The sequence below is a fragment of the Nostoc sp. DSM 114160 genome (genome assembly GCF_053470305.1).
The window spans coordinates 1,427,687-1,442,611 of sequence record NZ_JBPFGO010000001.1 but is presented as its reverse complement, the minus strand read 5'-3'; the positions used below and the strand labels follow the sequence as shown (position 1 = coordinate 1,442,611).

At 40.6% G+C, this 14,925-nt stretch carries 7 protein-coding genes, 1 tRNA gene and 3 pseudogenes; 7 read left to right on the top strand and 4 right to left on the bottom strand.

Going from position 1 to position 14,925, the window contains the following annotated elements; all coding sequences use genetic code 11:
- Positions 1-82: 82 nt before the first annotated feature.
- The 4 genes from NSTCB13_RS06890 to NSTCB13_RS06875 form a co-directional block, all read right to left on the bottom strand.
- On the bottom strand, positions 83-412 hold the full coding sequence (locus NSTCB13_RS06890) for a DUF29 domain-containing protein (RefSeq protein WP_448271762.1): 330 nt from the start codon (positions 410-412) through the stop codon (positions 83-85).
- 13 nt (positions 413-425) lie between these two features.
- Positions 426-554, bottom strand: coding sequence for a DUF29 family protein (locus tag NSTCB13_RS06885; protein WP_448271761.1), 129 nt, complete (start codon positions 552-554; stop codon positions 426-428).
- Positions 555-729: 175 nt separating this feature from the next.
- On the bottom strand, positions 730-2,013 hold the full coding sequence (locus NSTCB13_RS06880) for a DHH family phosphoesterase (RefSeq protein WP_445628883.1): 1,284 nt from the start codon (positions 2,011-2,013) through the stop codon (positions 730-732).
- A 664-nt stretch (positions 2,014-2,677) separates the two neighbouring features.
- Positions 2,678-3,175 (bottom strand): HNH endonuclease, encoded by a 498-nt coding sequence (locus NSTCB13_RS06875; protein ID WP_094349059.1) that lies wholly within the window; start codon positions 3,173-3,175, stop codon positions 2,678-2,680.
- Between the two features lie 437 nt (positions 3,176-3,612).
- Here NSTCB13_RS06875 and alr point away from each other — a divergent pair.
- The 7 genes and pseudogenes from alr (at position 3,613) to NSTCB13_RS06840 (ending at position 14,290) form a co-directional block, all read left to right on the top strand.
- A pseudogene (alr, locus tag NSTCB13_RS06870) lies at positions 3,613-4,801 on the top strand (alanine racemase).
- A gap of 184 nt (positions 4,802-4,985) precedes the next feature.
- Positions 4,986-5,067 (top strand) — tRNA-Leu (locus NSTCB13_RS06865).
- A gap of 884 nt (positions 5,068-5,951) precedes the next feature.
- Positions 5,952-7,019: a response regulator gene (locus NSTCB13_RS06860; protein WP_445628881.1), complete on the top strand. Its 1,068-nt coding sequence runs from the start codon at positions 5,952-5,954 to the stop codon at positions 7,017-7,019.
- Between the two features lie 62 nt (positions 7,020-7,081).
- Entirely contained in the window at positions 7,082-7,459 is a 378-nt protein-coding gene (locus tag NSTCB13_RS06855; RefSeq protein ID WP_322713717.1) for a response regulator, read from the top strand.
- A 4-nt stretch (positions 7,460-7,463) separates the two neighbouring features.
- Complete coding sequence (locus NSTCB13_RS06850) at positions 7,464-7,961, top strand: chemotaxis protein CheW (protein WP_445628880.1); 498 nt, start codon at positions 7,464-7,466, stop codon at positions 7,959-7,961.
- A 214-nt stretch (positions 7,962-8,175) separates the two neighbouring features.
- Positions 8,176-10,987, top strand: a pseudogene (locus NSTCB13_RS06845) (methyl-accepting chemotaxis protein).
- 272 nt (positions 10,988-11,259) lie between these two features.
- A pseudogene (locus tag NSTCB13_RS06840) lies at positions 11,260-14,290 on the top strand (hybrid sensor histidine kinase/response regulator).
- Positions 14,291-14,925 lie beyond the last annotated feature (635 nt).

Here is a 14,925-nt window from a genome sequence, read left to right as displayed (position 1 = left end):
TTTAGTATACTAAAGATAAGCCGTATATTTACTCAATTTAGAGTATAACGTAGCAGTTCTTATAGGGTAAATAACCTTACGATCATTGGTCAGGGTTAGGATAAAAGTCTAAGTCTAAAATCTGATCGACAGAAAACGGACAAGCGATCGCAAAGTTATCTTCTGATAAACTTGTTTCCACCATTGCCTCTCGCCGCGCTCTTTGATAAGTAGTATTTATCCACTCGGCATCATTTAAAAAACGCCGCAAGCTGGGACTTTCTTGCAGCAATTCATCTATATTCAATCGCTCACGGGTAATGGTAACTTGCCAACTGTGACTACGACGTTCTGGTTGATACTTCCACTTCAATAAATGCAACAACACCAACCGCAACGCACTTTGCAACGCCCGTTGTTGACTCTTACCCAAGTCCACCACTTCCTCAATTAAATGTTCTAAATCCAGCGTGTCCCCAGTGGTGCGATCGCAAAAGTTCTGCTGTCTGCTCTACCCAAGCGTAAAAATCTTGCTCATACAGAGTTTGTAAGATTTGGAGTTTTATAGACTTCATGGCGCTCCTTCTTCACAAATAAATAGGTAGGCGCAAGTTAACTTTGATTTAGTTCAGCATTCTTGATAAAACTCAAATTCCCGACTTTTATCAAAAATCGGGAAGGTATACTATCTGAATAAACACTTTGACTGCTGCATTACTTAGGAGTTCTTTGCGTCTCCTTGATATGTCTCTACTCCGACTGAATCGGATTATCTCTAGGATTAACTAACCTCAAGAGTTTTTGCTTAATTTGAGCGTCGAATACTTCCCATTTCATTTTCGCATAAGCGGAATTTTCGTTGCTGCCAGATAAGAAGCCCATTGGGATTTCAAACCCACCTGCGCTTGTTCTTCCACCGCCGAAAAAGCGCCCTGCACTATCTTGTCCAAAGGCTTCTTTAATGAATTCATCGGGGTCAAGCGTGAGTTTACTGGTTCTCAGGGAGCCGATGACTATTTCCAGTTCTTCGTCTTCATCGTGAACAATGCCGTAAACTACGGCGGTATGGACGTTTTCTTCGGTAACGAGAAAATCAGCCGCTTGGGGGATGGCATCGCGGTCTTCGTAGCGTAAGTAGCCAACACCAGCAATGGAAAAGTTATTTTGGACGATACGGTTTTTCAGCGATCGCTCGATCACATCCATTACCCGCTTGGAACGGTTCGCCTGTAAAATAGCATTCAACAGTTGGGCGTCATAAAATCGGCTTAAATACGCCGCTGCCATAAAATCTTCTTCTTGCGCTTGCATGAGCCGATCTGTATCCGATCGCAAGCCATGCATCAAGGCAGTAGCACATTTGACGTGTTGATTTATGCTGCTATCTAATGCCAATAATCCTGTTTGGAGGTATTGAGTAAAAATTGTTGCCGTTGCTCTTACATAAGGACGGATATCCTCAAACTCTGATTGCAGATCGCCTTGGATGCTGTGATGATCGACGAGTACCACTAGAGGGATTCCAGCTTGCTGCACTGTTGACAGTAGTTGTGAAGTTGTTCCCTGGTTGTCAATTAATACAAAACCTTGATAAGATGACAAATCTTTTGTTTTCAAGGTTTGGGTTGTCCAGCGTTGGATTGGTAAATTAGTCAGCCTTACCAAGGCAATATTTTCTTGATGGCTCAATGCGCCAGCATAAATTATTTCACATTTGATATCATATTGCTGGGCAATTAACTGATAAGCCCAGGCACAGGAAAGGGCATCAGGGTCAGGAAAATCTTGCAGAATTACCAGTTGGCGATCGTGTCGGTGTGCCAAAAGGGTTCTTTGCAGTTCTTCTGACTTTTGTTGTGCTAGAGAGTTACCACGGTTACTGAGATATATAGCTCCATCACCTACCGATGGCGGTAATGACGGACTTTTAAATGCAACTTCCACTGGCGCTTTCTCGATTTCAGGTTCCTCTGGGTTTGGCTCTGTGGTCAACGACAAACTCTCAAACTGAGTAACGGGAGAATTAAAGTACATAGGGAACTTTTTTTAAAGTGTGAGGCTCCTTTAATTCAGAAATACTACGAGCAGCAATTCCCTGAATTTAGCCACATTAATTACGATCTTCGCAAAAATCTCAAGACATTGCACTATACATCTAAGTATATTTCTTGTCAGTAACAGTGCTCAACAATCAACTAACTTCCACTAAAGGGGATACAGCAAGGAAGTTGACGATATTGGGCTGTATCTGGCAGCACAAATATGTTTGAGGAGTTTTGTTCTCTTTCGTAAATTCAATCAGGGAGATTTTTATCTAACTTAGGGTATACTTTCTATCTTACACTTTAGAATTAGTCCTTGAGATTTGAAATATTCTTATGCTTAATATTCTCATTATTGTGACTATTGAGCAATTAACAATTATTTTTGATGAACAACGTCTGTTTTGTATCCCTTTTGAAAATTCTGAAAATTTCGAGTAAAATCCAATGGAAAAGGGCAGAATACATAGGGCAGTAAAGAGGAAAGGGGAAACTCTATATACATACAACAAACTTAAAAGCTTGATAGTTGATGCAATTACCTTTGTTGCAAGCCTATAGCCACCAATTTTTTAAAACTCCAAAACTAAAGTTATTGGCTATCTCCCAAAGAAAGAGGATATTTCTCCTTTCTCCTTTGCTCCTGTGTTTTTTGCTCAAAGACCTATAACATACTTTTGCCACTCTGTATGCAGTCCACTCTTAAGATGTTTGCTGACCTCGAAATAGAGACTACTATAAGGTTGGCGCGGGGGATGACGCAAAGGCATGTGAGCTTCGTGGGGAGTCCGACTGCCTTTTTTGACATTGCAACGGACACAAGCGGTAACAATATTCTCCCAAGTATCGCCTCCGCCGCGCGATCGCGGTATTACATGGTCTAGTGTCAATTCATCCCCTGTGTAACCACAGTATTGACAGGCATGACCATCACGGTGCAATATATTTCGGCGAGTTAGAGGGATTTCTTTATAAGGAACGCGTACATAATGACGCAACCGGATCACGGTCGGCAACGGGAAATCCGTGTACAGAAATTTACCGTTGTGTTCCACGCGTTCTGCTTTGCCCTTGATTAAAAGAACTACAGCACGACGCCAACTCGTTATATTGAGAGGTTCGTAAGAGGCGTTTAAGACTAAAACCTTCCCCATTATTTGCGCTGAGGGTATGAGTTTTACAATATATTAACACAAATACACCCTGCTAGGGAGATGAGAAGAAATTATACTTTCGGAAGAATTTGAAAATTAGTTATGAGTAAAGAGTCAAGAGTTAGGAGTGAGGAGTGAGGAGTGAGGAGTTGGAAAGTCAAATTTACTACTTCATTAAAATTATTACTTAGACTGACGCAATCGCGCAGCGTCTCGTAGAGAAGAACAAAGTGAAAAGTTGAGCCGTAAGATTTACTTCTAACTCATTACTCATAACTCATAACTCATAACTCATAACTTTTACTTTAGCACCGTAACATCTTGTATCAATTCCAATCTGAAGGTTAAACTTCCTATTTAATCTGATCTCGCTTTTAAAAGCGTGTATAGATAAATAATTTGCAAGTTTAGCCGTGGCGGGATAGGAGTCAGTACAAATGTTAAGTCGCAAACAAATCCCTGGTATAGTTCCTAATCAGCAGTGCGATACCTACGCGTGGTTTTCGCAACGAGCTTGGGTAGAAATTGATTTAGAGGCGTTGTCGTCCCAATGTCAACCAACTGGTGCAGCTTTTATCGCCGCCTACCCAGTTAATGGCAGTAGTAAAAGCTGATGCTTATGGACATGGAGCGGTAACAGTCGCTCAAATTGCCATCCAATCGGGAGCTAGTTGCCTGGGAGTAGCTACAGTTCCAGAAGCTATTCAATTGCGAGAAGGCGGGATTCAAGCGCCCATTTTGATTTTAGGGGCAACTCATACACTCGAGCAGATTCATGCGATCGCCCAATGGAAACTTCAGCCCACACTCTGTAGCCCTAAACAAGCTTTAGTATTTTCTGATACCTTAGAATCGATGAATCATGGTTCTCCAGTGCCCGTACACATTAAATTAGATACGGGAATGTCTAGGTTGGGGACTGATTGGCGGCAAGCAGGCGAATTTGTGCAATTAGTGCAGCGATTACCACATCTATCTATTGCCAGTATTTATTCTCATTTAGCGACAGCAGACGATCCCGATACCACGGCAATGGAAGAACAGCATAAACGATTTGAGGATGCGATCGCTCAAATCAAAGCAATGGGAATAGAAGTACCTTGCCTGCACTTGGCAAACTCAGCTGCCGCACTTACAAATCCAGCATTACACTACGACATGGTGCGTATAGGTTTAGCCGTTTACGGACTTTATCCAGCACCGCATTTACAAAATGCGATCGATCTCAAGCCTGTTTTGCAACTCAAAGCAAGAGTCACCCAAGTTAAAACAATTGCCGCAGGAACAGCTGTTAGCTATGGTCATAAATTTATTGCCCCGCGCGAACTTCGCCTCGCTGTTGTGGGAATTGGCTATGCTGACGGCGTTCCTCGCAGTCTTTCCAACAAAATGCAGGTGTTAATTCGCGGTCAGCGCGTGCCGCAAATTGGGACAATTACAATGGATCAGTTAATGCTGGATGTAAGTGCCATACCCAATATCCAAGAAGGAGAAGTAGTCACCTTATTAGGAGAACAGGGAAAAGAACAAATTTCAGCGGACGACTGGGCAAAACAATTAAACACTATTTCTTGGGAAATTCTCTGTGGATTCAAGCATCGTCTGCCTCGCGTTGCAGTTATGTAATTGGGCATGGGGCATGGAGAAGAGGCAGAGGGGTAGAAAGCAGAGAGCAGAGGGGAAAGATGTAATTTTTTATTCTTTCCATTGCCCCGATAAGAATTTCTTCTTAATCTACCCCTGCCTCCTCTGCTTCTTCCCCATTCCTTATTCCCAAAAATAATTTCTTATGGTATGATAGTAAACTGATGCGGATGTGGCGGAATTGGCAGACGCGCTAGATTTAGGTTCTAGTTCCGAAAGGAGTGAAGGTTCAAGTCCTTTCATCCGCACTTTTGATAAATTAAATTGCCTTATCTAGGCTGGTACTTACACTTGAGTTAAAAGTTCAAGAATAGTTACCAGCCTATTTAAATATCGCTTAAATAAAAAAATATGTTTCGCCAGCATAGCTTCAAATACAAGAGGGTATTTGAAAATTTGTTTGTGGTAAAATGCGCCTGTGAACAAGACAGGGAAAGACTTTTAACTTAATAAGTCTATTCTCCAAATGATAGTAAATGTGTCAAAGTGCATAAGTCCTAATGGATTTAATAACCTACAATTTTCGTAGGTAGGATGTGTTAGGGACATAACGTACCATTCTGAGAACTTTCAATACCTATTCTCGGCGATAAAACACTCTGCAAAAAATAAGTTTTGCATTCTGTTTCATCTAATTTCTTAAATACAAATAACAAAAAATACATTTATTGCTTTCAATAAATAAGTGTTGTTACTGTGGTCAATTTGAAGTTACTCGATGCAAAGTGGCTTCATTCAGTCCTTACTTGTTTAAAAAATAAATTTTAACTAAGTGTAAATACAGAAGCTCAAAGAGAGCGCCATTAATAAAATCAGTATTATTCCTGTGGTCAGATTGGGGTTACTCAATGGAAAGTGGCTTCATCTAGTCTTGACATTTTTATGTCTTATTTCTCGAAAGATGTTGATAAATCTCAGTAACACTAAGTAGATTAATCACAATTTACGAATTTACTAAGATTTGCTCATCTGAAAATAACGCTACTATCGTTGAGTTTCACCACAAACCTAGATGTAAACTGATGTACTTTAAAATCCAAAAGTTTAATGCTTTTTACTTGATTTTGATTGTGGAATAACTTTACACGAATTTAGCTTACACGTATCGAATTTTAGCTGAAGTAAAAGCAAAATGAGCACAACTCCTATAGGTAGCTACAGGTTGTTCCAGAAACTACATCCGCTATCTCTGTTGGCACAATTAACAAGTCGGCGTGCTACGGGTTGCTTAAGCGTATTTACCGGGATAGTTTCTTGGTCAATCTATCTAGAGGACGGTAAACTTACTTATGCCTCCTATTCAGATAAACTATTTGAGCGCCTTGACAGTCACTTACGGCGCTTGAGTCAGCAAATTCCTGCTCTCAACAGCGCCACTCGCGTACAGATGCGGCTGATGTTTGAGACAAAGGATGAATATCAATCAATACCAAATGCAGATTACCAAGCTATTTGTTGGTTAGTAAATCAGGACTATATTACCTCTGTGCAAGCAGGAAACCTGATAGACGAATTAGCAAAAGAAGTAATGGAATCATTTCTGTGTTTAAAAGAAGGTAGCTATGAATTTAGTCCAGAAAGCTCTTTGGATGAACTACCAAAGTTCTGTCACCTGGATTTAAGGTTGCTTGTTGAACACTGTCAAAAACAGTTACGAAATCGGCAAAATATTCAGTCATCAATTCCGGCTGGTGGGAGTTCTCAAGTTTTTTCTACAACACAATCGTCTCAAGTTCAGCCACAGTTGCAAATAAAGATTGGGCAAAACTTGCCAATTCCAATCAATTTTGAGCTTCCGGAAACTAATAAAAATCCTCAGTCCAATGTTGGCAAAAAACTATATACAATTGCCTGCATTGATGATAGCCAAACTGTTTTGAATTCTATTAAACACTTTTTAGATGAAAACACATTTACAGTTGTAACAATCAACGATCCGGTAAAAGCTTTAATGCAAATTCTACGGAGTAAGCCCGATCTAATTTTGCTAGATGTTGAAATGCCAAGTTTGGATGGTTATGAGCTATGTTCTTTATTACGTAAACATTCAGCTTTTAAAAATACACCGATCGTTATGGTGACTGGTAGAACAGGATTTATCGACAGGGCAAAAGCTAAAATGGTCAGATCCTCAGGATATTTAACCAAGCCTTTTACACAATCAGAATTGCTAAAAATGGTTTTTAAGCATCTTGGTTGATTGAAATAAGGCAAATAAAAATAACAAAATATGTTTAATTTATTGTTTTAGGAGATTTGATAGTGAGCCTGACTTTGCTTGGCACAATTTTGATTGTAGAAGATTCTCCCAGCGAATTGGAATTAATGAGCCATTATCTCAAAGAGAGTGGTTACAACGTAATTAAAGCAAGTGGTGCAAAAGAGGGTTTAGAAAAAGCTGTGTTAGAAAAACCAGATGCGATCGTTACTGATGTAGTAATGCCAGAAATGAGTGGATTTGAATTGTGTCGTTCTCTGAGAAGAAATCCAATTACTGCAAAAGTGCCGATTGTGGTTTGTAGTTCCAAAAATCAAGAAATCGATCGTTTGTGGGCGATGAGACAAGGTGCAGATGCCTATATTACTAAACCTTACACCCGCGAACATCTCCTACGTACTATTAAATCAATGGTAATTTGAATCAATGACCAGTACAAACATTACTCTTTCTTCAAAACCAATCCCAAATAATTTAGCAGATAGTTATCTGAAGTTTCAGCTAAATCAACAAACTACTGCTGTTTTATCAATGAAGCATACACAAGAAGCAATTCTTGTCCCTGTTGAATCTATTACGTCAATACCGAATATGCCATCCTGCATATTAGGATTAATGAATTGGCGGAGTCGGATAATTTGGGTAGTTGATTTACCAAGAATGCTCAATTTAGAATCCCTAGATTATCGACTGCGACAATACAATGCGATCGTTATCCAAGTGGAATCATTAGTGTTGGGATTAGTTGTACAAGAAATAAAAGGTACAACCAAGTTCATAGTTGATGATATTCATTCTCCTATCGGACAAGTGACATCCAGTTTAGTTCCTTATTTATGTGGGTGCGTTGTGCAACAGGAAGAAATATTACTGGTATTAGATGCACAGGCGATTGTGCAATCTTCTATTCTCCGCAGTGATTAGATTTTACTACTAAAAAAGAATTCAAGAGTCAGAATTCAGGAGCGGAGCCGGAGACGTTTCCGTTAGCTCCGGTCAGAATAGTTGAATCAGGAGGAAATAATTTTACTATTCATACCAAACTATAATAAATTCTGACTTCTGACTCCTGAGTTCTGAATTCTTTCTAAAAAAGATTTTTAGTGTTCTTATTCACATACTTAGGAGAACTACTTTTATGTTTAATAAAACTAACACGAATCAAGGTAACAGCGCTCAAAATCGAGCATCGCTGATTTCATCTCAAAAAGCCATTGGAACTGTAGTAAAGCTACCAACTAAGCTGACTACTGAAAGTGCTAATAATTCTTCTTGGAATCAGGGGATTGCCTATTTTACCAGGCTGGGATTGGTTAAGAAAGCGACTATTTTGGCGATCGCAATTGGTACAATACCAGTTTTGGGCATCGGTGCGATCGCTTTTGGTTTTGCTAACAAATCCATTACTAAGCAAATTACCCAATCTCAACAAGCCGAAGCCACTGGGTTAAGTGATAAAGTTAACCGCTTTATGCTGGGACGCTACGGTGATATTCAGGTAATATCAAACTTACTATTTTTGACAAATTCTCAAGCTAGTATTAGTACTCAAGAAAAGCAAGCAGTTTTAGATCGGGTTGTCGAAGCCTACAAAGCTTATGACAGTATTGCTGTTTTCGATCGCCAAGGTAACTTGATTGTCCAGTCTACAGGCGAACCCCTAGAAAATCAAAAAGACCGCACCTATTTTCAAGACGCTTTACAAAAAGATACTCCTGTCATCAGCCAACCGGAAGCAGCAAAAAATACAGGTGTCGTGAGTATTTATCTAGCTGCACCTGTGAAAGAGACAAGGACGGGTCAAACCATTGGCGTGGTACAAGCACGTATGCCCGTAAAATCTTTAGAGGAAGTTACCAAAAACTACGCAGCCAACGGACAACAATACTATTTGCTTGATGCTTCGGGAACAGTTTTCTTGAGTCCCCAAAAGGAATTATTGGGGAAACAGGCCAAGGCAGAGTATTCTAATTTACCTAAACTGCTAGCAGCTAAAAAGGTAAATAGTTTTATAGAAGTTCCGAAAACTCAGAAAAAACAAGAACTAGTCAGCTATGTACCAGCTAGTACTTTAGATGGCTTACCTGATTTAAACTGGCAGGTACTTTTAGCTACAGATACCGCAACTGTATTTGAGCCGCAAAGACAATTGTTGTGGACTATAGCCATCGGTACAGCAGTGACAGCATTGATTGTAGGTGCGATCGCATCTCGGTTAGCTAAACTGACTACACTACCAATTCTCAATGCAACTGCGGCATTAGCAAAACTAGGTCAAGGTAAATTTAATACCCGTCTGGAAATTGAAAGAGAAGACGAATTAGGGGTATTGAGTGCAAATATCAACCTGATGGCTGAACAATTGCAGGGTCTTAGTTAAAGAACAGCAGCAGGAACTAGACGTTGAAGGGACAAAATTACTAGCAGATATTACCTTACGGATTCGGAAAGTTCTTAAAACTGAAGATATTTATCACGCAGCAGTCAAAGAAGTTCAGCAAATCCTCAAAACAGACCGGGTAATCATTTATAGTTTGAATCCAGGTACTTTGACTGGCGTTGTCGTTGCGGAATCGGGAACTGATAATTGGCCCAAAATGCTGGGAGTGCAAATTGACGACCCTTATTTTAAGGAACATTATCTAGAAAGCGATCGCAATGAACAAGTGCAAGCAGTTGCCGATATTCATCAAGACCAAAGCCTGAAAAATGCCGACAGTTACATGCAACTGTTGGAAAAATTTGCTGTCAAAAGTCATTTAATTGTACCGATTCTTGCCCAAGAAAAACTTTTAGGCTTATTAATTGCTCATCATTGCGAAACTCCTCGTGTTTGGCAACAGCCGGAAATTGACTTGTTTCAACAGATAGCAACTCAAGTCGGCTATGCCTTAGAACAAGCCAAGTTATTAGAAGAGATCGAAAAAGTCAGAAATGTAACTATAAGTGGGTCAGACGAAACACTGCAACAACAACTTTTACAACTACTCAACGACGTAGAAGGTGCAGCCAGAGGCGATTTGACAGTGCGTGCAGACGTAACTGCTGGGGAAATTGGTACTGTTGCCGACTTCTTCAACTCCATTGTAGAAAGCCTCCGGGATATTGTTACCCAAGTTAAACAAGCTGCCATCCATGTAAATAGTGCCATTGGCTCTAACGAAGGAGCCATCCGCCACTTAGCAGAAGAAGCACTAACCCAAGCTGCCGAAATCAACCGCACCCTTGATGCTGTTGACCAAATGACCCAATCCATGAAAGCCGTAGCCGAAAGTGCCGAAAAAGCTGCCTTCATTGCTAACCATGCTGCTCACACCGCCACCAATAGCGGACACGCGATGGATTTGACAGTACAAAATATCCTCTCTTTGCGGGAAACTGTGGGTGAAACTGCTAAGAAAGTGAAACGTTTGGGAGAGTCTTCGCAACAAATTTCTCGCGTGGTTTCTTTGATTAACCAAATTGCGATTCAAACCAACTTGCTTGCCATTAACGCCGGCATCGAAGCAGCACGTGCAGGTGAAGAAGGTCAAGGTTTTGCCGTAGTGGCTGAAGAAGTCGGCGAACTAGCAGTTAGGAGTGCCGCCGCAACCCAAGAAATTGAACAAATTGTTGAAAATATCCAACGAGAAACCAGTGAAGTGGTGCAAGCAATGGAAATAGGCACTACCCAAGTCGTAGAAGGTACTCGAATTGTGGAGGAAGCTAAACAAAGTCTGAGTGAAATTTTGGATGTATCTTCTCAAATTGACTCCTTAGTACAGTCGATTTCTACCGCGACTGCATCTCAGGTTGAAACATCTCAAAGTGTTAGCCAATTGATGAAAGATATCGCTGCTATATCACAACGTAGCAGCGATTCTTCTCGCCAAGTTTCTGAATCTCTGCAACAAACTGTGGATATTTCCCAGCAGTTGCAAGAGACTGTCGAGGCTTTCAAAGTTAGTTAATGTTTGTCATTTGTTATTTGTTATTTGTCATTTGTCATTTGTCACTTGTCCTTTGTCCTTTGTCATTTTACCAATGGCTAATGACTTTTATTATTTGTCCGTTGTCATTTGTCCTTTGTCCTTTTACTAAGACTAATGACCAATGACTAATGACCAATACTTCGGCTTCGCTCAGTACAAGTGACCAATGACCAATGACCAATGACCAATACTTCGGCTTCGCTCAGTACAAGTGACTAATGACCAATGACCAATGACTAAGGACAAAAACCATGCTACAAGACAAAGAATTAGAAATCCAGATGCAGTTTCTGGAAGAAGCAACGGATTACTTAAATACCTTAGAAGGGGTATTGCTGGAAATCGATACTAGTAATCGCATCGATTTGGATAAAATCAATGCTGCACTCCGGGCCACTCATTCTATTAAAGGTGGTGCAGGAATGATGGGATTTAAATCGCTCAGTGATTTATCTCACCGTCTGGAAGATTCTTTTAAAGTTTTAAAAACCAAAAAAAATTCTTTAGAAATCGATACTCAGTTGCAAAGTTTATTGCTATCTGGAGTTGACTGGCTGCGTCAAATTGTCGAATTGCTTGCAGAAGGGAATGTTGTCGAAGATCAGTGGTTAGCAACTTTTTGTTATCCCATCTTCGATGAGTTGCACGATCGCTTGGGCGACCCCCACCCCAGAAGATGCCTCAACTATGCTATCCCCAGAGGACGGGCAAGACGTTATTCCTTTGCTATTTGCCACAGAAGTAGAAGAGTGTTTGCAACGCCTAGAATCTATATTGGCAGATAGCGAACAAGCCGGATTGCATGAAAATATTGCGATTTTGGCAGCTGAATTAGGCGGTTTGGGAGAAATGCTTCAGTTGCAAGCTTTTAGCAAGCTTTGTGAGTCGGTAACGCAGCATTTGGAAACTGTTAGTAGAGAACGCATTCCCGAAATTGCCCAGTTAGCATTGCAAGCATGGCGGCGATCGCAAGCTTTGGTGCTGACAAATCAGTTAGATAACTTACCTACAGCTATTGACTTGGTTAGTTCGCAATCCCTACCGCTATTACCAGCAGAAGTGATACCACAACTTCTCCCTACAGATGTCCTCGACACAGAAGCGGTGTCAACAGCAGTTTGGCAAGCAGAAATAACTCCAGAAACTTGGGTGAAAGATGAAGCGTTGGCGCAGCCCACCGCAAGTATCGCAGCCAATTTTACATTTGTAGATGAGGATGTAAATGCTGTCAATGTCACCGAGCATAATACAATCTTTGCTAAAGAAGAGAATCCTCCAGATGCCAAATTGAGCGAAGGTAAAGGAGAAGCAGTTGCCGTTGCTAAAGAACGAGAAATTCATGAAAATAGCGTCCGAGTTCCTAGCAAACAGTTAGAGCAAATTAATGATTTATTTGGCGAACTGATTGTTCAGCGAAATGGCTTAAACTCACAACTAGAAAGATTACGCAAACTCGTTCGGAACCTTAACCAGCGAGTTCAAATTCTCGACCGCGAAAACCAGGAATTACGTATAGTCTCTGATAAGATTTCCACTCAAGCTACCATGTTTAATGGGATGCATCCACAAGCTGAAAATGCCCAGCAAGTACAAAATACAAACACCGAATTTGATGTTTTAGAAATGGATCGCTATAACGAATTAAACCTGCGATCGCAGGAAGTTATGGAAACCATTGTTCAGGTACAGGAAGTCACAACAGATGTGCAACTCAGTGTAGATGATACAGACCATATTGCTCGGAAACTAAACAAAACATCAAAACAGTTACAAACCAAGCTAAATCACATCCGAATGCGACCGCTGTCTGATTTAATCGAACGTTTTCCGAGAGCTTTACGCGATTTAAATGTCGAGTATGGTAAAAATGTTCAGTTAAAAATCGAAGGTGGCAACACTTTAATTGAACGCAGCATTTTAGAAGCTTTAAACGAACCTTTAATGCACTTATTAAGAAACGCTTTCGATCATGGTATCGAAGACTCTGCCACGCGTCGCCTTTTAGGAAAACCAGAACAAGGATTAATTGAAATTACAGCTACTCACCGCAGTAATCGCACTATCATTACTATCCGTGATGATGGTTGGGGCATTTCTCTAGAGAAAATTCGCACCCGCGCCCTAACTATGGGATTGGATGCTTCTTTACTCGCTAATGCTAGTGATGAAGAACTATTATCACTAATTTTTGAACCAGGTTTTACTACCTCCGAGCAAGTCACAGCATTATCTGGCCGCGGTGTCGGTATGGATGTGGTTCGCAACAACCTCAAACTAATTCGAGGAGATGTGAAAGTTGATACGGAACCAGGAGTTGGTACTACCTTCACTTTATCAGTACCGTTTACACTTTCCGTTGCTCGAGTTTTGCTGGTAGAAATCAACAAAATTCTATTAGCATTTCCCACAGATGTCATTTCAGAAATATCTTTACTCCAAGACGAGCGAGTTTTTGAAATGGCTGGTAGTGAAGTTTTAAATTGGCAAGGAACCATGCTGCCACTGATTCGCTTAACTCGTTATTTAGAGTTTAATTGCCTACGCTACGATAGTGCAGAGTTAGAAATTCCGGCAGCCATTAGTACTAACAGTGTGTTAGTAGTCAAAGGTAATAATCAGCCAGTCGCAATCCAAATAGATCGTTGCTGGGGCGAACAAGAAGTTGCGATTCGCCAAGTTGAAGGAAATATACCTTTACCTGAAGGCTTTAGCAACTGTACAATTCTCGGCGATGGTCGAGTAGTACCACTAGTTAATGTTAATGAGTTGCTGTATTGGATTGCTACAAATCAACGGACTCCCAGAGGCACTCAATTACCATCAGCAAGGTTAAAGACACCATTCCTGATATTTGATGAAGAGAAAATATCAGCAGCATCTATTAAGCAGAAAGGTACAATTTTAATCGTAGATGATTCGATTAATGTACGCCGCTTTTTAGCTCTAACTCTTGAAAAAGGAGGGTATCAAGTAGAGCAAGCTAAAGATGGTCAAGATGCTTTAGAAAAACTCCATAGTGGATTAAAAGTTGAGGCAGTAATTTGCGATATTGAAATGCCTCGCCTTGATGGTTATGGCTTTTTAGGCAAGGTAAATTCAGACGTTGATACAAAAAATATTCCCGTTGCGATGTTGACTTCTCGTAGCAGCAATAAACATCGGCAACTAGCTATGCAATTGGGGGCGCGAGCTTACTTTTCTAAACCTTATAACGAGCAAGAGTTATTGCAAACTCTGGAGGAAATAATTCATTCGGTTGCAGAACAGGCAGTTTCTAATTAAAATGTTAATTCATAATTAGGTTTTAGATATTTTCTTAGGTGCGTTATGCCAAAGGCTAATGCACTATTTGTTTTAACTTTTGGTGCCTTGGCGACTGGAAGTCACGGCTGCACAGACTTGTGTTGAGCATCTCGACTTCGCTCGATGGAGCCGGAGTCGAAATACAAAACCCGCACTTCGACTAGACTCAGTGACCGCCTGCGCGGGTTAAAACACTGATTTTCAAACAACCTCTAAGATAACAGCTGTTGCTACTGCGTAGGCGCAGCCCGTTGTAGACATCGCAACTACACTTTAGACTAAAGCACAGGACAAAAACACAAAAGCTGTCGTTATAAATAAAGTTGTTATCTTTACCAAGCTTGTCTTTTCGTTCCCAACACAATTTGTTTTGTTACGAATGCTATCCGTTGGTAACGATAACTTATGCGTTCGTTACTAACACAACTTGTTTCGTTACGAATGCTTATCCGTTGGTAACGACACAACTTGTTTTGTTACCAAAGCTTATCTATTTGTGCAAACACTTATGCGTACCCGAACCAAGTGCGATCGCTGGTACTATACTTGCTAGTAGTCTGCCTTGGCTGGCGAAGACAAAGCAAGCAGTATTTAGCAAGGCTAAGGTCTAATTA

Excerpts from the sequence above, each read along its gene's own strand:
- NSTCB13_RS06885 (WP_448271761.1), bottom strand. The coding sequence starts at position 554 with ATGAAGTCTATAAAACTCCAAATCTTACAAACTCTGTATGAGCAAGAT.
- NSTCB13_RS06880 (WP_445628883.1), bottom strand. The coding sequence starts at position 2,013 with ATGTACTTTAATTCTCCCGTTACTCAGTTTGAGAGTTTGTCGTTGACC.
- NSTCB13_RS06875 (WP_094349059.1), bottom strand. The coding sequence starts at position 3,175 with ATGGGGAAGGTTTTAGTCTTAAACGCCTCTTACGAACCTCTCAATATA.
- NSTCB13_RS06860 (WP_445628881.1), top strand. The coding sequence starts at position 5,952 with ATGAGCACAACTCCTATAGGTAGCTACAGGTTGTTCCAGAAACTACAT.
- NSTCB13_RS06850 (WP_445628880.1), top strand. The coding sequence starts at position 7,464 with ATGACCAGTACAAACATTACTCTTTCTTCAAAACCAATCCCAAATAAT.